The organism is Mesorhizobium sp. WSM4311 (genome assembly GCF_002295115.1).
GTDB lineage: Bacteria > Pseudomonadota > Alphaproteobacteria > Rhizobiales > Rhizobiaceae > Mesorhizobium.
Genome location: NZ_NSFV01000018.1, coordinates 44901 through 65915 on the forward strand (window position 1 = coordinate 44901; position 21015 = coordinate 65915).

13 protein-coding genes, 1 tRNA gene and 1 pseudogene are annotated in these 21015 nt (G+C 62.4%); 6 read left to right on the top strand and 9 right to left on the bottom strand.

What is annotated here, in order from left to right; translation table 11 throughout:
* The first annotated feature begins 43 nt into the window (after positions 1-43).
* The gene (locus CK226_RS30520; protein ID WP_179296060.1) at positions 44-1099 is read left to right on the top strand and encodes an AraC family transcriptional regulator; all 1056 of its coding nucleotides are present in this window, start codon (positions 44-46) and stop codon (positions 1097-1099) included.
* 22 nt (positions 1100-1121) lie between these two features.
* Here CK226_RS30520 and CK226_RS30525 read toward each other — a convergent pair whose 3' ends face one another.
* The 5 genes from CK226_RS30525 to CK226_RS30545 form a co-directional block, all read right to left on the bottom strand.
* Positions 1122-3149, bottom strand: coding sequence for an aldo/keto reductase (locus CK226_RS30525; protein ID WP_095793810.1), 2028 nt, complete (start codon positions 3147-3149; stop codon positions 1122-1124).
* Between the two features lie 36 nt (positions 3150-3185).
* A complete protein-coding gene (gene ugpC, locus CK226_RS30530; protein ID WP_095793811.1) occupies positions 3186-4265 on the bottom strand; it encodes a sn-glycerol-3-phosphate ABC transporter ATP-binding protein UgpC in 1080 nt (359 codons plus the stop codon).
* Between the two features lie 8 nt (positions 4266-4273).
* Positions 4274-5110: a carbohydrate ABC transporter permease gene (locus tag CK226_RS30535; protein ID WP_095793812.1), complete on the bottom strand. Its 837-nt coding sequence runs from the start codon at positions 5108-5110 to the stop codon at positions 4274-4276.
* Positions 5107-5967, bottom strand: a complete 861-nt coding sequence (locus tag CK226_RS30540) for a sugar ABC transporter permease (protein WP_095775271.1) — start codon at positions 5965-5967, stop codon at positions 5107-5109. The genes CK226_RS30535 and CK226_RS30540 overlap by 4 nt, the downstream gene beginning before the upstream one ends.
* Before the next feature lie 94 nt (positions 5968-6061).
* Complete coding sequence (locus CK226_RS30545) at positions 6062-7333, bottom strand: ABC transporter substrate-binding protein (RefSeq protein WP_095793813.1); 1272 nt, start codon at positions 7331-7333, stop codon at positions 6062-6064.
* A 104-nt stretch (positions 7334-7437) separates the two neighbouring features.
* On the opposite strand from CK226_RS30545, the gene CK226_RS30550 reads away from it, so the two are divergent.
* Entirely contained in the window at positions 7438-8310 is an 873-nt protein-coding gene (locus CK226_RS30550) for a helix-turn-helix domain-containing protein (protein ID WP_095793814.1), read from the top strand.
* A 272-nt stretch (positions 8311-8582) separates the two neighbouring features.
* Positions 8583-8658 (top strand) — tRNA-Phe (locus CK226_RS30555).
* Positions 8659-8849: 191 nt separating this feature from the next.
* Here CK226_RS30555 and CK226_RS35205 read toward each other — a convergent pair.
* Positions 8850-9110, bottom strand: coding sequence for a hypothetical protein (locus CK226_RS35205; RefSeq protein ID WP_179301162.1), 261 nt, complete (start codon positions 9108-9110; stop codon positions 8850-8852).
* A 135-nt stretch (positions 9111-9245) separates the two neighbouring features.
* Here CK226_RS35205 and CK226_RS30560 point away from each other — a divergent pair.
* Positions 9246-9465: pseudogene (locus tag CK226_RS30560) on the top strand (integrase core domain-containing protein); the annotation flags it as partial.
* Between the two features lie 328 nt (positions 9466-9793).
* Here the strand turns inward: CK226_RS30560 and CK226_RS30565 are convergent.
* On the bottom strand, positions 9794-12088 hold the full coding sequence (locus CK226_RS30565) for a mechanosensitive ion channel family protein (protein WP_245437901.1): 2295 nt from the start codon (positions 12086-12088) through the stop codon (positions 9794-9796).
* A 399-nt stretch (positions 12089-12487) separates the two neighbouring features.
* On the opposite strand from CK226_RS30565, the gene CK226_RS30570 reads away from it, so the two are divergent.
* Entirely contained in the window at positions 12488-14713 is a 2226-nt protein-coding gene (locus tag CK226_RS30570) for an SAM-dependent methyltransferase (RefSeq protein ID WP_245437902.1), read from the top strand.
* A gap of 306 nt (positions 14714-15019) precedes the next feature.
* Here CK226_RS30570 and CK226_RS30575 read toward each other — a convergent pair whose 3' ends face one another.
* Both CK226_RS30575 and CK226_RS30580 read right to left on the bottom strand, forming a co-directional pair.
* A complete protein-coding gene (locus tag CK226_RS30575) occupies positions 15020-15700 on the bottom strand; it encodes a redoxin domain-containing protein (protein WP_095775253.1) in 681 nt (226 codons plus the stop codon).
* 17 nt (positions 15701-15717) lie between these two features.
* Positions 15718-19014, bottom strand: a complete 3297-nt coding sequence (locus CK226_RS30580) for an adenylate/guanylate cyclase domain-containing protein (RefSeq protein ID WP_142887687.1) — start codon at positions 19012-19014, stop codon at positions 15718-15720.
* A gap of 233 nt (positions 19015-19247) precedes the next feature.
* Here CK226_RS30580 and CK226_RS30585 point away from each other — a divergent pair, with 233 nt between their 5' ends.
* Positions 19248-21014, top strand: a complete 1767-nt coding sequence (locus CK226_RS30585) for an adenylate/guanylate cyclase domain-containing protein (protein WP_095793816.1) — start codon at positions 19248-19250, stop codon at positions 21012-21014.
* Position 21015: the final 1 nt, after the last annotated feature.

The following is a 21015-nucleotide window of genomic DNA, read 5'->3' on the forward strand; positions in this document are numbered from 1 at the left end:
TAACAGGCCGGGAGTGACAGGGGGGCGGTCGCAGCCACATGCCATGGCATGTGTGCGAGACAAGCCGGATTCTGGCCTGTCGACCTCCCTGTCCGCTCCTCGCCTGCGGATCTCTCTCGCTTTTCGAGGGGGATTATGCCCTTATTCACGAGCGCGACCAGAGAAGGATTATGCTTTCAAGGGTAATTTTGTGCTACGAGATTTGATCGCCAACGGACAGTCGATGCGCACGATCTCGCTGCCGCGCGGCCGGCAGCGCCTGCATGCCATGCCGACAAGCACCGGCTATGAGGTGCGCGAGGACGAGATCTATGACTGGGACGGACGCAAACGCGGCCAGACGCCGTTCACCGTGCTCCAGCACACGATCAGCGGCACCGGCCGGCTGCGCTACGAGAACCGCAACTACCGCCTGCAGGAGAACGACACGCTGCTGGTGCTGGTGCCGCACAACCACCGCTATTGGCTGGCGAGCGACGAGCGCTGGGAATATTTCTGGATCTCGATGAACGGCGAGGAGGCGCTGCGCATCCACAAGTCGATCCTCAGCATCTCCGGTCCGGTGTTCCGGCTTAAGCCGGCCACGATCGACCACCTTGCCGATTGCAGCCTGCGCCTCATCAAGGGGGCGGCCTCAGCGGGTGCCGCGTCCGCTATCGCTTACGAGGCGGCGATGGCGCTCTATGACGATGTCTTCGGCTCACATGCCTTTGCCGAAAAACAGAGCGCCATGCAACCGGTCATCGACCATATCAACGCCAATCTCGACAAGCCGCTGCCGGTGGCGGAGCTCGTCCAGATCAGCGGCCTCAGCCGGGCTCATTTCTCGCGCTGCTTCGCCGAGAGCGAAGGCCTGCCGCCCGCTGAATTCGTGCTGCAGCAGCGCCTGCAGCGGGCGGCGAAGCTGTTGACCAAGGCGGACTTCCTGCCGGTGAAGGAAGTCGCCATCCTGTGCGGCTTCGAGGATGCGAACTATTTTTCGAAGGTCTTCCGCCGCCTCTACGGCACCACGCCCAGCCAGTTCCGCACCACGGGCATGTATGCCAGTCTGCGAACGCCGGCCAGGCGCGGCGTCAGGGTATCGGACGACGAGATATGATGCCGCTTTGAGGCCTGTTCCATCAGGCCGCGTGCAGGTTGCCGCCGTCCAGCCACTCGAGATCGGCAGGCGAAAGCGCGATATCCAGCGCCCGCAGGCTGTCCTCCAGCTCGCCCAGCGTGCGCGGCCCGATCAGCGGAACCGACGGGAAAGGCTGGTTGAGCACATAGGCCAGCGCAACGTGGATCGGGCTCTTGCGCAGCCGCGCGGCGAGCTCGATGGCGCGGTCGCGGCGGCCGAAATTGCGCTCCGAATACCAGACCCGCACCAGTTCCTCGCTGTCGTGCCTGTCGCGCCCGGCGCGCTCGGTGAAGAAGCCACGGCCCTGGCTCGACCAGGCGAAATTCGGCATCTGCCTGGATGTCAGCCAGGCCTTCCAGTCGTCGGTGGAAGAGGCGACACAACCCGCCCAGATCGGCTCCAGCATTTCGGCCAGCGAAAAATTGTTGGAAAGCGCGCCGGGCTTCTGCTTGCCGGTGCGCTCGGCATAGGCAATCGCCTCGTCCATGCGCTGCATCGTCCAGTTCGAGCCGCCGAACGGGCCACGGATGCGACCGGCCTTCACCTCACGGTCCATGGCATCGACGAACTCGCCGACCGGCACATCCGGATTGTCGCGGTGCATGAAATAGATGTCGACATGATCGGTCTGCAGGCGATCGAGCGACTGGGCAAGCTGCTTGCCGATCACGTCGGGATAGCAGAGCGGAGAATGCGCGCCCTTGGCGATGATCACCGACTGCTCGCGCACGCCGCGGCTCTGCAACCACTGGCCAAGCAGTGTCTCGGTGTAGCCGCCACCGTAGACATAGCCGGTGTCGAAGAGATTGCCGCCGGCCTCGAAGAAGGCATCGAGCAGGATCGAGCCCGAGGAGAACGTGCGGAAATCCTCGAAGCCGAGCGCCACCACCGATGCCGGCTTCGCCAGGCCCGGAATGGCGCGCTTGCCGATCGCCGTGCCGCCCGACCGCAGAGGCCGGCCGGAGATGGTGCTGGTGCGCAACGGGGCCTTTTCGATCTCGTACTCCAGCCCGACGGCAGCGCGCCATCTGTCGAGCACGCGCAAGGTGCCGAGACTGTCGGCCCAATCCATGCCCGGCCAGGCGAACTCCTGCCGGCCGGCAAGGATGGCCTCGCCGGCGCCGTCGACCTCGAAGGAATAGACATGGCGCTTTTCATCGACGCTGATCGTCTCGCGCGACCCGTCGGCGCCGATCACGTCGATCCGGCCGAGGCCGACATCGCGATTTCCGCCGGCGAACCAGAAGTCCGGCACTTCGATGCGGCCCTTGGTGCCGAGGATGCGCAGCACATTGTCCTGGTTCAGCGAGATGCTGCAGGAAACCTCGGCGACGATGCCTCCGGGAAAATGCAGCAGCGCCGAGGCCCATTCGTCGACGCCGGACTGGCCAAGATGAGCGGTACCAACCACCTTGTCGGGCTCGGCGAAAGGTTGTCCCGATGCCGCCCCGGCAATCAGCCGCGCCATCGAGACGGTGTAGCCGCCGACGTCCAGTATGCCGCCGCCGGCGGAATCATTGGCATAGAGACGGTGTTCCGGCATGAAGCCCGGCATGGCGAAGCCGAAGCTCGACTTGATCATCCTGACCTCGCCGATGACGCCCGATTTGATCAGTTCCACCAGCTTCAGCGTCTGCGGGTGCAGCCGGTACATGAAGGCTTCGCCGAGAAAAGTGCCGGCCTTGCGCGCGGCATGGAACATGGCGTCGGCCTCGAAGGCGGTCAGTGCCAGCGGCTTTTCGCACAGCACGTGCTTGCCCGCTTCCGCAGCCCGGATCGCCCATTGCGCGTGGCCGGGATGCGGGATCGCAATGTAGACGGCATCGATGTCGGGATCGGCAAGCAGCGCTTCATAACCGTGGACGATGCGGGCGCCGGGAAATTTCCCGGCAAGGCCCGGCTTGTCGGGATTGCGCGCGCCGATGGCTACCAGTTTTCCGGTGCGCGAAGCGGCCAGGCCGCCGGCGAACGCCTGGGCGATGCTGCCCGGGCCGAGAATGCCCCAGCGAATGGGCGTGGTTGCGGTCATTGTCATTCTCCTTGAAGGCTGGAAGGGGGCAGCCGGTCAGCGCAGCCGCAGCCCTTTTTCGTCGAACAGGTAGGATTTGCGGATGGAAATGGTGACCTCGGACGTCGTGGGAACCTTCGCCGCGTCGCGTTGGATCACCACGTCTTCGCCATGGGCCGTTCGGGCGTAGAGAAAGCTCGTGCCACCGAGATGCTCGACCACGTCGATGGCGACGACAAGGTCGGTGCCACCTTCTCCGGCACTGCCGAAATGCTCGGGCCGCACACCTACGATAACCTTGCTGCCCGCTTCCGGCGCGGCGCCGGCCAGCGGCTGGGTGATACGGGTTTTCTCCTGGCCCGCAAGCTCGACCACGACCCCACGCGCATCGTGCCCGACGATTTGCGCCTTGATGAAGTTCATTTTCGGCGAGCCGACAAAGCCGGCCACGAACAGATTGTCGGGATCGTCATAGAGATCGAGCGGCCGGCCGATCTGCTCGATATGCCCGGCGCGCAGCACGACGATCCGGTCGGCGAGCGTCATCGCCTCGGTCTGGTCGTGCGTGACGTAGATCATCGTGGCGCCGAGTTCCTTGTGCAGGCGCGAGATCTCGACGCGCATCTGGACGCGCAGTTCGGCGTCGAGATTGGACAGCGGCTCGTCGAACAGGAACACTTGCGGCTCGCGCACGATGGCGCGGCCGATGGCAACGCGCTGGCGTTGGCCGCCGGAGAGTTTCTTCGGGCGCCGGTCCATCAATTCGCTGATGCGCAGGATCTCGGCCGCGCGCTTCACCCGCCGGTCGGTGTCGGCCTTGGGATTGCCGGTCATGCGCAGCCCGAAGGAGAGGTTTTGCTCGACGCTCATATGCGGATAGAGCGCATAGGACTGGAACACCATGGCGATGCCTCGATCGGCCGGCTCGACATCGTTGACCAGTTTGCCGCCGATGGCAATCTCGCCGCCGCTGATGTCCTCGAGCCCGGCGATCATCCTGAGCAGGGTCGACTTGCCGCAGCCGGACGGACCGACGAAGACGACGAACTCGCCGTGCTTGATGTCGATGTTGGCGCCATGGACGACTTCGAAGACGCCGAAGCGCTTGACCACATTGCTCAGCGTAACGGTTGCCATGCTGCCTCTTACTTGACTGCGCCGGCGGCGATGCCGGCGATGAAATGGCGCTGCAGGAGCACGAAGACGATCAGCATCGGCACGGTGAGCATCACGGCCCCTGCCATGATACCGCCCCACGACACTTTGGTGAGGCCGATCAGCGTGCCGAGCGCCACCGGCGCCGTCATCAAACCCGGCTGGCTGTTGATCAAAAGCGGCCAGAGATAATTGTTCCAGGAGGCGAGGAACAGGATGATGGCGAGTGCGGCCAGCATCGGCCGCGCCAGCGGCAGCGCGACGAAGAGGAAGATGCGCCACTCCTTCACGCCTTCGACACGGGCGGCGTCGAACAGATCATCCGGCATCATCGAAAAGCTTTGCCGCATGAACAGCACGCCGAGCGAATTGAAGAGCGGCGGCACGATCAACGCCACCCAGGTGTTGGCGAGCTGGAAGTCGCGCGCCACCATGATGAATTGCGGGATCAGCACCACCGCATAGGGCAGCGTGATGGTGCCGAAGATGATCCCGACGACCACGCCTTTGCCGAAGAACTGGTAGCGCGCCAGCGCCCAGCCGGCCATCGACGTCAACAGCACCGACAGGAAGGTGTAGGTCACTGCCACCGAGACGGAGATGCCGATGGCGCCGACGAAATTGGTGTCGCGCTGCAGATTGTTGAAATTGTCGACGAAATTGCCGTGCGGCAAAAGCTCGATGCCAGGGCTGAAGATGCCGTTGTCGGGCATGGTCGAGAACACCACCATCATCCACAGCGGGAACAGCCAGATCAGCGCCAGCGGGGTGAGGAAAAGATGCAGCGCGATGCTGCGCCTCAGGCGGGCGGAGGAGAGCGAACTCATTGCTTTTCCCTCGTCAGCCACAGTTGCACCAGCGTGATCGCGATCGCCAGCGCCGCCATGGTGTAGGCGACGGCCGAGGCATAGCCGAAATTGAGCGAGCGGAACCCCTGGCGGTAGAGCAGCAGGCCGAGCGTCTCGGTGCCGCCGCCCGGCCCGCCGCGCTCGGTGATCAGGAAGGGCTCGGTGAACAATTGCATGGTGCCGATGATCGACAGCACCAGGCAGAACACGATGACCGGTTTCAAGAGCGGCAAGGTGATGTAGAAGAACTGCTTGAGCTTGCTGACGCGGTCGAGCGTCGCCGCCTCGTAGACATCCTCGGGGATGGATTGCATGCCGGCCAGAAGGATGATGGCGTTGTAGCCGGCCCAGCGCCAGGTGACCGCGATCATGATCAGCGCCATGGCCGGCGTGACATTGGAGAACCAGTCGACCTTAGGGAGCCCGACGCTGTTCAGCAGCTTGTTGACGATGCCGAAATCGAGGCTGAACATCAGCCGGAACACCGCCGAATAGGCGACCTCGCCGACGACGACCGGAGCGAAGAACGCAAAGCGGTAGAGACCCCTCGCCTTCAAGAGCGGCGAATTCAAAAGCACGGCCATCACCATGGCCAGCGCAATCATCACCGGCACCTGGATGACGAGGATGAGCAGCGTGTTCTTCAGCGCGTTAAAGAAGGCCGGATCGCCGATCAGCCGGCCCCAGTTGAAGCCCGGCGCGAAACGCCAGGGCACGGTGCGTGTCGCCTGGAAGGAGATCATGAACGACGAGATGATCGGCCATACCCAGAAGACGGAGAAGATCAGCAGATAAGGCGCCAGGAAACGATAGGCCGTGGCGTTGCGGTTTCGCATCCTGCTCCTCCTCCCTCATATCCGGTGTTTCAGACAAGCTCGCAGGCGCAGAGTCCGGGCGGCAAGAGCCGTCCCGGACCCCGTCCCTGGGAGGTTATGATTTGACCGGCAATCCGGTCGCCGCCGCGATCTGTTTTGCGGCGTCGTCGAGTGCCGCCTTGGCGTCGGGATAGCCTCCGGCCAGATATTTGGTCTGCACCGCGCGGACGATGATTTCGGCATCGCTCTGGAACTGCGTGCCGCGGCTGGGGACGACCTTGGGCAAGGTGCCCAGAATATCCTTCCATACCGCCTGGCCACCCCAATAGGGCAGGCCTTGGCTGACGTAGGGGTCATCCAGCGCCGAGACCAGCGAAGGGACCAGGCCGAACTCCTTCAGCATGGTGATCTGGCCTTCATTGGTTCCAAGCGTGTATTTCAGGTATTCGTAAGCCGCTTCCTTGTTCTTCGAGGCCGAGGTGATGGCCAGCGACGAGCCGCCGAGATTGGCGGCGCGGGGACCGTCGGCCGTCAGGCTCGGCATCAGATAGACGCCCCATTTGCCGTTCTCGCCGGCTGATTCGGTGCGGATGGTGCCTTCATACCAGCCGCCATACACTTGGGTGGCGACGGTGCCCGCCGTGTTATTGGTGATCTTGGTGCCCCAGTCGGCGGACGACACGATGCCGGCGTCCTTCATCTCCTTGACCTTGGTCAGGGCGTCGACGCATTTGGGTTCGCTGACCGTGATCGACTGGCCGTCCTCGGCGAAATAGGCGCAGCCCTGCTCGTTGGAGATCATGCGGAAGAATTCAGTGTCGCCGTTGAAATCGGCATTGGTCATCGAGACGCCCGGATTGGCGGCCTGGATCTTCTTGCCGGCGGCGATGAAATCGTCCCAGGTCTTGATCGATGCCGGATCCACCCCAGCCTTCTCGTAAAAGTCGCGGCGATAGAAGGCGGCGACCGGGCCGGAATCCCACGGCATGGCATAGGCCTTGTCGCCGACCTCGAGCTCGGTGCGCTTGAAATCGGGGAATTTCTTCTGGTCCTCGGCACTGTAGCCCAGCGTATGCAGGTCCACGAAGCAGTCGGGGAACTGGCTCCAGTAATTCTCGGCTTCGCCATTCTCGATGGTGACGATGTCGGGCAGGCCGACGCCGCCGGCCGCACAGCCGGCGATCGACTTGTCGTAGGTCGGCTGGTTGCCGAGATCCTGAACCGTGACCTTGATGTCGGGATGCAGCTTGTTGAAGCCGGCAACCGTCGCCTTCAGCGACGAAGCGGCGACATTCCAGCTCCAGATGGTGATTTCGCCGGACTGCGCAAAGGCCGGGGCTGAGCCCAGGGCAAGCGCGAGCGCGGCGCAGGTCAGTGTGATGCGCATTGAAATCCTCCCATTTCATTTGCTCTCTCTGCGAGCGTGGCTACACTATTCGGCGCGGAAGGCTTGTCGCCGACAAAGGGAATACGCAATTGGCGGAAAGTAAGATGCCGGAGCGGCCGTTTTACCAGCCAGGGGCCAGCAGCGTGGAAGGCCTGCCGCTGCTCCTGCAGATGTTTCACACCGCTCCGCTGGTGATGCTCAAGCCGCATTGGCATGCCCAGGTCGAGGTGAATTTCATCGTCCGCGGCAGCGTGCACTACCGCATGAACGAGCACGAAATCTCGCTTTCGGCCGGCGAGATGTGCTTCTTCTGGGGTGGCCTGCCGCACCAGATGGACGATCTCAGCGACGACGCCATCTATGCCGGCGCGCATCTGCCGCTGGTGCATTTTTTCCGCCTGCATCTGCCGGCGGACGTGCGCCACCGGCTGATGACGGGTGCGACGCTGGTGACCAGCGCCACCGACCAATCCGACAACGACAATTTCGCCCGTTGGAACAGCTATGCCCGCTCGGGCGATCCGGCCAAGGCCGAGCATGCCGTCAACGAGCTTCTGCTGCGGCTGGAGCGGGTGCGGTTCGAGCCCTACCGGCTGGTGCCCGAGACGGCGGCCGGGCAGGAAGCCGGCAGTGCCTTCGACCAGCAATCCTCCCGCAATGTCGGACGCATGTGCGACTTCATCGCCGAGAATTTCCTCTACGACATCGATTGCATGAACATAGCGGCGGCCGCCGACATCCATCCCAAATACGCCATGAGCCTGTTCAAGAAATCGACCGGCATGACGCTCAACGAATATGTCAACCTTCTGCGGCTGAGCTACGCGCAGGCATTGCTGATGCATCAGGATGCCAACGTGCTGCGCGTCGCCATGGACTCCGGCTTCGGCTCGCTCAGCGCCTTCAACAAATCCTTCCGCAAACTGGCCGGCATGACCCCCTCCGATTTTCGCAGGAGCGTGACCGGCGCCAGGTAGAAGCGACGATCGGTCGCCGCCTTCCGGATCCCGCAGTTGCTGCGGCGCCGGGACGGAGGCAAAAAAGGCCGGAAGGGCCCAGCCCTCGCGCCATAACGGCAATGAAAGCGCCTGAGGAAGCCAGCCTTTCCACAGCCTCGCTTTTCCTGCCGGAAATCGCCACCTAGGCGCTGGACAGGCTAAATTCCCGTGCTATAACCCACGCGCTTTCAAGGGGCGCCCCACGGTGCCTTCATGAAATCCGGTTCACGCGTTTTCGTTTGCCGGAACAGGCCCAGATAGCTCAGTTGGTAGAGCAGCGGACTGAAAATCCGCGTGTCGGTGGTTCGAATCCGCCTCTGGGCACCATTTCCCTTTCCCATAGCTTCTCACAGCATCCCACCAATCAACATAATCAACGAGTTAGCTTGTCTGAGCTGCTCATGCGGACCCGCCGCGTGCCGTTGCAACGCATCGGTTTGTGGGTAACGATCCAGACGTTCCCCATTGCCCGGGAGGTTCGTTACCCATGTCGCGCAGGGAGGAGAAGATCACGGCTCTCATAGAAGCGCACTACCTTTGGCTTGATCTCCGAGGAATACGTCAAGCGGATGCAGGAGCGGGACGCCGCAGCGGCCGCCACCAAAACCAAATGGCTCCTCGAAGACTTGGCCTGCCCGCTCGCCAAACGTCCAATCAAAGAGATCACTCCAGCGGAGATTCTTCAACTTCTCCAGAAGATCGAAAAGAGCGGCGGACGGGAAAACGGCGCGGCGTCTGCGCGGCGTGATCGGCAGTGCCTTCCGGTTGGCGATTGTCACCCTGCGGGCCGAGGGCGACCCGACCCTGCCCTCCGGGGCGCCTCCAGCCGCCTAAGGCCAATGGTCGTGCCGCTATCACGGATGAAAAGAAATTCGGTCAGCTCCTCGTGGCGATCGATGAGTACGATGGCTGGCCGACCATACACGCCCGAGACCAGCGGCAAGGCGGAGGCTTCATCCAGACGAGCCTGCGCGAATGGGTTTATGCTCGAGCCTACAACACTTCTCATGAACGCACCGCAGAACTGCCACGATAGCTTCATCGCTACAATTGGCACAGGCCACACGGCAGCTTAAAATCAAGACCGCCTATCAGCCGCCCCGGGCTAACAACCTGTTGAGGTTCCACAACTAACCAAACGGGGCTTACCGCGGCTGCGACGAAATCGACCGCATCGCAGGGGCGTGATCAAGGTCCACTCACCTGACTTCATATGTGCGCCACATAGGACTGAATAAATCCGTTCGCTGGCGTTCGGCATCTGTCGGCATATACAGTTTGACACCAACGCCACGTCCAACGGATCTCCGGCATACTGCCGACTGAATATTTCAAAGGACCGTCAGGGCCAGTGAGGTTCGTGACCGCACTTTCTTCGTCTCAATCGATTGAACATAAAGAGTATCCCCTTACGGCCGATGCGCGAAAAGCCGCGTCGTGACCGGCAGGTGTCACAGCCTTCCTACTCCGTTGTACTGCCTTTCTTTCTGCGCCGATTGATGTGCGATTGCGCGACGGCCATTCGCAGCTCGGGTGTCATCTCCAATGGCGCATTCTCTGCCTCGTGTGGGTTCTGCAGCCCTTGGACGTGGACGGTGGGGAATGGGAGTTCGATGCCCTGCTCCTTGAAGGCTTGGCGGAGGCGTAAAAAGAATCTGCCTTTCATACTGAAGGCGCCTCCCGGTCTGGTTGTGACCTTGACCCTTAATACGATGCCGTACTCGCCGAACTCCTGTACGCCCTGCATCTTGATCGGTTCGATCACCCAGTGTTTGAATTCTGGATCTTCCGCCAGTTCGAGGCCTATCCGCTTGATCAGCTTGCGGGCGAACTCGACATCGGTATCATAGCCAACGGTGATGTTGAACTTGTCGGTGACCCAGTCGCGGCTCTGGTTCTGCACCGCCCCGAGTTCACCGAAAGGTATTGTGAACAGCGGGCCACGATGGTGGCGCAGCTTCACCGAGCGCAGCGAAAAGCTCTCCACCGTACCCCTGTAGCTGCCCGATGAAATGTACTCGCCGACACGAAACGCATCGTCGAGCAGATAAAACACCCCTGAGATCACGTCCTTGACGATGGTTTGTGCCCCAAATCCGACAGCGACGCCAACGACGCCGGCGCCGGCGATCAGCGGGCCGATCTGGATACCGATTGAGGCGAGCATCATCAGCACGGCCATCACGACGATCACTGCAAGCAGGATGTTTTGGATGATCGGCAACAGCGTGCGCAGCCGTGCCTGCTGCGGATCGAGGGTCGGGACGTCCTCGTCGCCGATCACCGCATGCGGTGTTTCAATGCCCAGCTTTCGCTCGATCAAGGCTTTGATGATCGACCACCCGAAATCGGCGGCAAGCGCAATGACCACGACGTTGATCAGGCCGCGCAATATCAGCGTGGTCGTCGGATCGCTGTCCTGCATGGACTGCATGTCCAGACCCCAGACACGCGCGAGAAGGTAAGCCGCCGCCAGGATCAAAATCATCCGGATCCCGCGATCGATGACAGCGATCGTCACCGCCGGAATCGTCGGCCGGCCGGCATCTTCGGATCCTGGCCGCAGGACGAAATTGACCCCGCGCTGCGTCAGCACGATTGCCAACGGCAAGACGAATGCGGTGAAGGTAAACCAGAAGAGTATATAAAGGCCGGCTATGCGCTCCAGGAACAGAACGATGAAATAAGCAGTCAACAGCCATGTCGCTGCCGTGTGACCGTGCCCGCCGTCCCGCCGTGTTCTTGGCCGACGCCAGACGGCGCGCAGAAAGAGCAGCAGCAGGATGAAATCGGCGCCCAGAGACAGGACCATCATTCCGTCCTGATCGATGCCGAGACCCGGCAAGAGGTTAAAGGCGGCGGCGAAGAAGGCGAAGACGCCGACGATCCGCGATAGCCAATAGGACCAATGGTCGGCGGTCTCGTTGGCGATCGGCAAGGCACGAACCTCGACGGCGTTCTCGACATGCATGAAGGAAGGGACGAGCAGGGCTATGACGTACGTGCGCACACCCCATGTAACGACGGCAGCCATCAGAAATGTCAGCACAATCTGGCGGATAAGCATTGGCCAGTCGAACAATATGAACGCGCCGGCGCTGCCCACCGCGAACGAGACGATCAGCAGGCTGGAATAAAGCGTGCGACCACCAATCTTCTTGGCCCGCCCGATGGGCGTATCCTTCGATTGGGCGATAATCCAAAGACGAAATGGGCGGGTGAGTTTGTACGTGGCCCAGGTCAGCGCCAGGCCGGCGGCGATGAAAATCGCAATCAGCAAAAATACGCCGGCTGGCCCCCTGCTGGACATATCCTCCATGGTCGCTTCCCGAACGCGTGCGAACTGGCCTGGCAGCGAGGGTAGAGTTCGCACGATCCGCTCGATATGATGCTTGATCCGATCGAGCGTAGAGGATGCCATCGTATTCATCTGGCCCGGCGCGGCCACCGCGTCGGACGATGCATCGGCCGGCGAAGCTCCTGCCGCGGCGGGCGCTGCCGTTGACCCGGGGGCCTGATTTCGCTGTTCGGCCACCCAGGCCTTCACTGACGGATCGTCGAGAAGCTCGAATAACTGTTTGACCCTTTCAGGCGGGACGGTTGGCGGTGACTGCGCCTGTGTCGGGCCAGCCAATAGGAGGGCGATCCCGAAGACCAGCGGCCTGGCAATCAGGACAAACATCGCCGCCAGATCTTCGAGAGGTGGTGCCGGGCGCGCCAGGTTCCTGGCTTCCAATCGTCGAATCATGCGTGGCATCGTGCTGTACCCTTCCGGTCAATCGGCAAGCAACGACATCTATGTCCGCCGTTGCTTCTACCTTGAACAAGCCGATGTTGTGGTGCAAGACATCATCGGTCTGAGCTAGACCCTTGCGCCGGGTACTTGGCGGTGTCTACTAGCCGCAGGGGCAGGGCATTCCGACCTCGGCCTCCGGCCGTTCCATGAACTGGGCATTGGTGATTCTGGGCGCAGAACGCCCGGCATCGGGATCCTAGGCCCATACAACGAGAGCATAATCGCTTGCCATTCAGCCTGTCTCCAGACCTTTTAGCCTTGCCTCTAATTCGCCCCGACCTTGACAGAGCAGCGCTGCCATCCGATGCCGTCGTCCGTTTTTGACATTCGCCGACTCTTGCCGAAGAAGACGAAAGCTCGATGGTCCAGGACAACGCAAACGGCGGTACTGCTACTGAAGCTCTCGCGTGGACTGCGTTGTGGAACGCCGCGTCAGATTGTGGCAGCGGCTCGCGCCCGATCAACCTGCAGTCCCTGCGCGCGCTGCCGGCGGGGCGGAAATGGATGCGCGAGGCCGTCAGGGTGGTCTTCGATGGGCTTATGGTCGGAAGCCTGTCGGCGCCGGCGCAATTGGCTGCCAGATGGGACAAGTTCGGCGGCGCCGTCACCGAGTTGATCGTCGAACTCGGCAAGGTCTGGGGCGATCCCGCAGCGGGTCGCCGCGCCCAGTATCAGCTTGAGCAAATGCTTCTCGACGTCGACGATCTTGCCGCGCGGCGCAGGCTGGCGCGGACACTCGGAATTCGCGTCGACGCTCGCAATCCGACCGCGATCGAACTCCCGGAAGGCATCGATCGAATTTATGCCTATCTGATGATGGACGGCCAGATCGAGGCTGTCGTGCAGTTTGGCGTGCTCGGGACAGTGACAAGAGATCATTGGATTCAGTTGATTCAGAATGTCGTGCCCGCTGAGCGGCTTACAGACGGTACGGCAAGGCTTGCAGTACGATCAACTGTGCCGCAAGAGGGCGTCGGTGCCGACACGTCAAACACGCTTGCACCCGAGGCGTTGCTGTCCACAGCCGAACGCCGGACCGATCCGGAAAGTCACTTCGGCAAACTCGCCCTATTGGCCGCTGCAGCGCGGGAGCTGGTTCGGTCGAGCGCCGAACCAGCACAACCTCCTGCAGCGCCGCGCCGAGCACGGTCCGCGGACAGGAATGATCGCGCGGCGTTCTGGAACAGCTATTTCGCGACCGAGGATCCGTGGAACTACGGCTCGCTCTATGAGCAGGAAAAATATCAGCGGCAGCTCGAAATCCTGCCTGCCGGCCCCATCGGACGGGCGCTTGAGCTGGCCTGCGCGGAGGGCCACTTCACGCGGCAGCTGGCGCCGCGTGTTGGCCATTTGACCGCAACCGACATCTCCGCCATAGCCATCGAGCGGGCCCGTGCGCGATGCAGTGATCAGCCTAACATTGAGTTCGGTGTGCTGGACTTCGCTGCGGACGCCCTGCCGGGTGAGATGGATCTGATCTTCTGTTCGGAAGTGCTCTACTACCTGGATGATCTCGCCGAGTTGCAGCGTATCACTAAAAAATTCGCTGAGGCATTGGCCCCTGGCGGCAGTTTCATCAGCGCACACGCATTCGTGTTACGTGACAATGTTGAAAGGACGGGCTTCGACTGGAACACATTCGGTGCCCAGGCGATCTCGGAGACGCTGGCAGCGACCGAAGGCCTCGTGCTCGAGCAATCGATCCAGACGGAGCTCTACCGCATAGACCGCTTCCTTCGCCTGTCGCAGGGCGATTTGGTAGCGAAACCGATGATCGATCATGTGCCAATCCGCGCGCCTATCGAAATCGGGGTCGCGCGAAATATCATCTGGGGTGGGGCGCGGGCCTTGCGCCGCGACGTCGCGCGCAACGAACGGCGGCAGCGTATCCCTGTCCTCATGTATCATAGCGTCTCCGATGATGGTCCGGCCGCGCTCGCCCGTTTCCGGCTCACGCCCGCCGCATTCGCCAGCCAGATGGCATGGCTGCGCGCCAATGGCTTTCACGCGATTAGTTCAGATCAGTTGGAAGTGTGCATCGCCAAGCGCCAACCATTCGTTGGCCGCCCAGTTCTTATCACCTTCGATGACGGCTTCCAGAATTTTGCCGACCATGCCTGGCCGACCTTGCGTGCGAACGACCTGACCGCGGAAGTGTTCCTGGTGACGGACCTTGTGGGGGAAAGTGCACAGTGGGACGCCCACAACGGTCCGCCGACGCAACTTATGGGAGCGGGGACGGTGCGACGCCTCGCCGCCGAAGGCGCGTTCTTCGGAAGCCACATGGCGACGCATCGCGCGATCGATGGTCTGTCGAGTTCTGACCTGGCCGCCGAGCTCCTGCGCTCTCGTATGTTCATCGAACGGTGGACCGGTCGTCCAACCACGGCGTTCACGGCACCCTTCTCTGTCACCGACGGACGGCTTGGCCGGCTGGCCAGGGAGTGCGGTTATCGGATCGGCTTCGGCGCCAGACACGGGCCGGCGGACCTCGATTGCGATCCCATCGACCTTCCGCGTATCGAGATTCGAGGGGATCGCTCGCTCGATGACTTTGTCGCCACTGTCGAGGCCGTGCTCGAATAAACGGTGAACGTATCAGTGTCATTGCTCCCACTCACAATAGGCAAGACACAATCGACGAGACGCTCCGCAGCGTGCGCGCCAAGTCTATCGTGCTCTCGACGAGATTATTGCGTTGACGATGGCATTCTAGCGGTTGGAAGGACTGCTGTCGCAGCGCGCCCCAATGATCCACAAAGAACATCGCCAGTCAGAGGCGATGCAGAGCATTGCCAGAACCTTACATTCTGGCTCGTCGAGGCCGGTCTAGATTTGTGACAAATTGGTTCGCTTTTTGCTCAATGTCCCGCCGGTACCGCCTTCGCTAGTCTATTGGGCGACTTGGGACACGGCTGACATCAGCTCCTGCGGGTTTGGCGCCCCAAACATGTATCGCCCACCCTCTGGAACCTCCGTGAAGCTCCAGCGGACGATCCCCTGCCGGTCCAGCAGGAACTGACCTATCAGTTGTCCGTGTCCGGTCGCCATCATCTGCTCGTCGGCTTCGGTCAGTTCGTAGTGGTCCTTGTTGTTGAGGATTTCGCTGGCGGCAAAGGGATCCAAAGGACCGGGCAACTCGCCTGGCATGTCGACCCGCATGTCCTTTGCCGCTGCCATCGAGACCTTGTACGGCCAGTTCGTCTCGTTTTCGGTGAATTCGAGATTGGGCAGTCCAAAAGCACGATGTGAAGCGCGTTCAGGGTCCGAGGCCGCAAGCAGATTCGGCATCGGGTGGTAGCGGAAATAGAGACGCGCCCGTTCGATCGGCGTGTTGACCACCGTCAGGCTCCCCACGCCCCTTTCGCGCAACTCCGGATCGAGCCGCGCCTGGGCGGCGATATGGCGCCTGCAAAACGCACAATGCAGACCTCGAAACAGCCCGACCAGCACCGGCTTTTGTCCACGAAAGTCGTCAAGCGCGATCTTGCCTTCCTGGGTAATCGCGTCGAGTACCAAGTTCGGCGCGCGGTCGCCCGGTTGAAGCGGTAACAAGTCAATAGGCGCGGACATTTCAACCTCCCACCCGGCTAGTCGAGAAAAGGCAGCACCACAAGCGTTTCCGGATCCAGCCCGTGCTGGGCGCATGTTCCCTGCGCCAGGGAAAAGTAACGTTCGGCCTCGGCCAGATTGTCGAGGTCGAGATTGAGCGTTGCGAGACCATCATAGCACGGAAACAGCAACTGGGGCTCGCCCGTTTCGCGGGCTACGTCCAGTGCTTCCTCGAACAAGCCAACCGCCAGTTCCGGACGGCCGTTGCACTGGTGGATCTGCCCAAGCACGATCAACGGCACCGGCAGGTGCTCGCGCTGGTCGAGTGCCCGGTCGATCTCGATGGCCTTCTCTGCGGCAGGGATGCCCTCCGTCGGACAGCGATCCGTGAAAGTACAACAAGCGACCGCCAGATTGGCGAGGAGGCGCGCCTGGAAACCCAGATCACCAATATGGCGCGCCACTTCAAGACCGCGCCGACAGACCTCGATCGCCTTTGCCGGATCGATGGTCGTGTAAAGCACGCCGAGATTGGTGTAGCCGCGGCAGGCCGCGCCCAGTAGACCGGCGGCTTCGGCCAATTCAATGCTACGCTCAACCTGCCGCACGGCTTCACGGTCTCGTCCAAGGCGAGCCAGCGCGACAGCCTTGGTATTGAGTGCCTCGGCGGTCACAAGGGTGGCATCGCACCCTGCCTCGGAGGCACGCTCCGTCGTCAGAGCGCCGACGCAATCCAGCGCCGCGTCCGCCCATTTTGCCGCGAGAGCATGATCTCCGCTACGGAACGCCTGTCGGCCACGTTCTTGCCAGAGATGCGCCTGCTCGATCGGGGCATCCGCTCCATCGAGGAGCGCTGCCGCTTCAGCATAGCGGGATTCTGCGTTGTCGCGCTTGCCGACGTCCCAGAACAGGCGACCGATCTTGCGCAAAACGCGCGCCGAAGCGACACGATCGGCTGACTCGCGATATGCCTGCAACACCGTCTCGTAATGGCGGTGCGCGATCTCGCGGCGGCCTGCCGGACCGCTCAAATCGGCAATGCGCTCTGCAATTGCCAGTTTGAGCGGTGTCTGCCCGGTCGCGCCCAACGCAGTCAGTGCCCGCTCGTAGAAACGAAGGGCGTCGTCGTTGGCGTAGATCATGCGAGCGTGATCGCCCGCCGCCTGCAGGTAGTGCGCGCCCTTCTCCCGCTCGGCGCTCTGTGCGAAATGATGACCGAGCACGGTCAAATCCTCGAGCCGTTCCGGCTTGTCGCCGCACAGTTTCTCCAAGGCAGCACCGACCCGCCCGTGGATGTCGGTCCGGCGCTGCAAGAGCAGATTCTGGTAGATCACGTCCTGCAGCAATGTTTGCGTAAAGCGGTAGCTTTGCGACGAGACCGAGCCTGATCCGGCAACTTCCTCGATGATTTCGGCATCGCAAAGCAGTTCGCAGCCGGCTTCCAGCCGGCCAGGATCGGCTGTCACGGTTTTCAGAAGTGTGGCATCGAAGCGCGGGCCGATCACCGCGGCTTCCTGGGCCAACCGGCGTACCTCTTGGGGCAGCCGGTCGACGCGGGCGAGCAACATTGCCTGGATCGTGGCGGGGATGCCGGTTGCGACCTCGCCTGCCACAATCCGCCATCGCTGGCCCTCGCGCACCAGTACACCGCGATCGATAAGGCCGCGAACGATCTCCTCTATAAAAAGGGGGTTGCCGCCCGCGCGCTCGAGGATCTGGTCAAGAAGCCCTCCTGCGGAGTTTACCCAGCTCTCGCCGAAAAGCGCCGCTAACAGGCTGCGTCCGTCATCGCGGCTAAGCGGTGAAAGCCTGAGTGCTGTGTGACTGACCCGACTTGAGTCGAGCTGGCCGTGGTCCGGCTCCGGACGATGCGTGACCAGCAACATCAACCGCGTGCGCTCCAACCTGTCCATCACGAAACGCAGTGCCTCGAGCGACACGGCGTCGGCCCAGTGCAGGTCTTCGACGACAATCAACAGCGGCGACAACGCAAGCCGCCGTTCGATGATTGTGCGGACTGCGTAGAGAATTTGCCGCCGCAGCTGCTCGGGCTCGACATGCTGCAAGGTGGCATCGGGGTCGCCAAGACCAAGCACATGGTAGAGCAAGGGCATCAGCCGCTTCGCCTCCTCGCCCTGCAGGCCGAGATCGGCCAGCAAGCCTGCGAGCTTCCCCCGCATTTCGTCCCCATTGTCGTTCTGCATCATCCCGGCGGCACTGCGCACCACCGCGCCCAAGGCGCCAAATGATCGTTCGCCCAGCGGTGAGCACGTGGCCTGCCGCACGGCGACGTTGCGAAAACGATCCTCGTCGCCGACGCGGGCGACGAACTCCTTCACCAGCCGCGATTTCCCGATACCGGCTTCTCCAACGAGGCGGACAAGTTGGGCCGAGCCGCTGCACGCCTGGTCAAGGCTCGCCAGCATTCTATGCAGCTCAGCGTCACGACCTATCATCGGCGCGCTGAGGCCGAGCGCCTCGAGCCCACGCGCCGCACGCGGCGCCGCAAGCGGTGCATCCAGCCGATGGACGAGCACACTGCCGGCCTTGCCGCGAAGCACGACATCACCCAGCGGTTCGTAGGAGAAGGCATGCCGGGTCAGCTTGTGAGTGAGCTCGCCTACCAGCACCTCACCCGGTGCGGCCAGCGATTGCAGGCGTTGCGCCGTATTCACGGTGTCACCGGTAACCGAATAGGATTTGGCGGTGCCGATGCCCAATCCGCCGGTGACGACCGGACCGGTGTTTATGCCGATGTGGAGCAACAGCGGCGAGCCGGAGTTGGGCGCGCTTTCGCCGAGCCGCGCCGTCCGGGCGATCATGTCGAGAGCGGCGCGAAGCGCACGCTCCGGATCGTCCTCATGCGCGACCGGCGCCCCGAACAAGGCAAGCAGTGCGTCGCCGATGAATTTGTCGACGAAACCACCAAAGTTTCGCACGGCTGCCGTCAATTCCTTGAACAGTTCGTTCTGCAGCGCTTGCATCACCTCGGGGTCGAGCTGCTCGCTGAGTGTCGTGAAGCCGCAAAGGTCGGCGAACAGGACCGTTACCGTCCGACGATCGGCCTCTGAGACGGGTTGCAGCCCATCGCCTTCGATGTTCGGAAGCAGCGACGGAATTCGAGAAGGCGGCACAACGGTCCGGCTTGGTGTGGGAGCAGGCCGTTCGACCGCTTTTGCGGGCGCACCGACGCTTGCCCCACATTTCGGACAGAACTCGAAATCAGGTGCGCAGAGGTAGCCGCAACTTGCGCATGGCACGGGTTGGCGCCTGCCGCACCTCGGACAGAAAGCGTATCCGCTCTCAACCTCGAAACCGCAGCCCGAGCAGTCCATCGAAAGACCTCACTAGCTACCGTGACGGCGTGATCGCGCTACGCACGTCACGGACAAGGTATTCACAAGGATGAACCGTTAGCCGTCGACCGGCAAGCGGCAGCGCAAATCGGCATCGAGCGATCCGTGTGGCTCCGTGGCAGGGCGCTGTCGATTCAGGCGGCTGCGTCCTTTGCGAAAGTTCCCTCTTCCCCTCTGTCTTCCTGCTATTGTGGGGACGAGGAGACGGACCGATGAGCGAGAATCGCAAGCTGGCCGCAATCCTGGCCGCGGATGTCGTCGGCTACAGCCGGCTCGCGAGCGCGGACGAGGATCGTACCTTGGCGAGGTTGCGGGCCCTGCGCAGCGACCTGATCGATCCGATCATCGCTGTGCACAACGGGCGGGTGATCAAGCGTACCGGGGATGGGGCGCTGGTTGAGTTCCGCAGCGTGGTGGATGCCGTGCGTTGCGCCGTTGAGGTTCAGAACGGCATGGTGGAGCGCAATGCCGGCGTACCGCAGGACCGCCGCATCGAGTTCAGGATCGGTATTCATCTGGGGGATGTCGTTGAAGAAAGCGACGGCGACCTGATGGGCGACGGCGTCAACATCGCTTCGCGTTTGGAGGGCGTCGCGGCGCCCGGCGCCATCTGCCTGTCCGAGGATGCCTATCGCCAGGTCAAGGCGAGGCTGGACCTCTCGGTCAGCGATCTCGGCAGCACGCAGCTCAAGAACATCGCCGAGCCCATCCGGGTCTATTCGCTGCAAGTCGGTAGCGCCGGGACCAAGGCGACCCCGGAAACCGCGACGGGCAGGCCGGCGACGGCAGCGCCGCCGAAGCTGTCGATCGCCGTACTGCCGTTCACCAACATGAGCGGTGACGCCGAACAGGACTACTTCGCCGACGGCATCTCCGAAGACATCATCACGGCGCTGTCCAAACTGTCGCAGCTCTTCGTCATCGCACGCAATTCGTCGTTCACCTTCAAGGGCCAGAACGTCCGTGTGCAGGAGGTGGGCGCGAAACTCGGCGTGCGGCATGTGCTTGAGGGCAGCGTACGCAAGTCGGGGAACAGGGTGCGCATCACCGCGCAGCTCATCGATGCAACCTCGGGCGGCCATCTTTGGGCGGAGCGGTTCGATCGCGAGCTGACCGACATATTCGCCGTGCAGGACGACGTGACGCAGCAGATCGTCGGTGCGCTGGCGCTCAATCTGACCGAGGGTGACCGTCAGCGGCTGGCGCCCGAGCACCCGCGCAACGCGGAGGCGTATGACTGTTTCCTGCGGGGCCGGGAGCTGTGGCACCGGCTGACGAAGGAGACCAACGTCGCAGCCCGCGACGTCTTGCAACGTGCCATCGACCTGGACCCGAACTTTGCCTCTGCCCACGCTTTCCTCGCACTCACGCACGGACTCGACTACCTCAATAGGTGGAGTGCCTCGCCGCCGGAATCGATGGCGCAGGCGGAAGAGGTCGCAACGCGAGCGGTAACGCTGGATGGCAGCGATCCCTGGGCGCACTGGGCGCTGGCTATAGCCAAGCTGTACACACGACAGCACGATGGGGCCATCGACGAGGCCGAGCGCGCGATCGTCCTCAATCCGAACTTCGCGGAAGGGCACGTCATCCTCGGCGAGGCGCTGTACTATTCGGGCAGACCCGAGGAGGCCCTCGAGAGTTTCGCCCGGGCGAAGACCTTGAATCCATACTTTCCAGATGTGCTTCTGCATTTCCAGGCTTTGGCGGCGTTCCAACTGGGAAGGTACGAAGAGGCCGTTGACCTCTTGCTGCAACGGCTGGCTCGCAACGCTGTCACCGACGTCTCTCGCGCGCTTCTGGCCGCCTGCTACGGCCATCTCAGCCGTTTCGCCGAGGCCCGCGCGGCATGGCAGGAAGTGCTTCGCCTCAACCCCGACTATTCGCTGGAATACCGTCGCAAGGTCTTGCCCTACAAGAACCCTGCCGATTTCGAACTCGTGGTGGACGGGCTCCGCAAGGCCGGTGTCGTGCAATGAC

Excerpts from the sequence above, each read along its gene's own strand:
- CK226_RS30520 (WP_179296060.1), top strand. The coding sequence starts at position 44 with ATGGCATGTGTGCGAGACAAGCCGGATTCTGGCCTGTCGACCTCCCTG.
- CK226_RS30525 (WP_095793810.1), bottom strand. The coding sequence starts at position 3,149 with ATGACCGCAACCACGCCCATTCGCTGGGGCATTCTCGGCCCGGGCAGC.
- ugpC (WP_095793811.1), bottom strand. The coding sequence starts at position 4,265 with ATGGCAACCGTTACGCTGAGCAATGTGGTCAAGCGCTTCGGCGTCTTC.
- CK226_RS30535 (WP_095793812.1), bottom strand. The coding sequence starts at position 5,110 with ATGAGTTCGCTCTCCTCCGCCCGCCTGAGGCGCAGCATCGCGCTGCAT.
- CK226_RS30540 (WP_095775271.1), bottom strand. The coding sequence starts at position 5,967 with ATGCGAAACCGCAACGCCACGGCCTATCGTTTCCTGGCGCCTTATCTG.
- CK226_RS30545 (WP_095793813.1), bottom strand. The coding sequence starts at position 7,333 with ATGCGCATCACACTGACCTGCGCCGCGCTCGCGCTTGCCCTGGGCTCA.
- CK226_RS30550 (WP_095793814.1), top strand. The coding sequence starts at position 7,438 with ATGCCGGAGCGGCCGTTTTACCAGCCAGGGGCCAGCAGCGTGGAAGGC.
- CK226_RS30565 (WP_245437901.1), bottom strand. The coding sequence starts at position 12,088 with ATGCCACGCATGATTCGACGATTGGAAGCCAGGAACCTGGCGCGCCCG.
- CK226_RS30570 (WP_245437902.1), top strand. The coding sequence starts at position 12,488 with ATGGTCCAGGACAACGCAAACGGCGGTACTGCTACTGAAGCTCTCGCG.
- CK226_RS30575 (WP_095775253.1), bottom strand. The coding sequence starts at position 15,700 with ATGTCCGCGCCTATTGACTTGTTACCGCTTCAACCGGGCGACCGCGCG.
- CK226_RS30580 (WP_142887687.1), bottom strand. The coding sequence starts at position 19,014 with ATGGACTGCTCGGGCTGCGGTTTCGAGGTTGAGAGCGGATACGCTTTC.
- CK226_RS30585 (WP_095793816.1), top strand. The coding sequence starts at position 19,248 with ATGAGCGAGAATCGCAAGCTGGCCGCAATCCTGGCCGCGGATGTCGTC.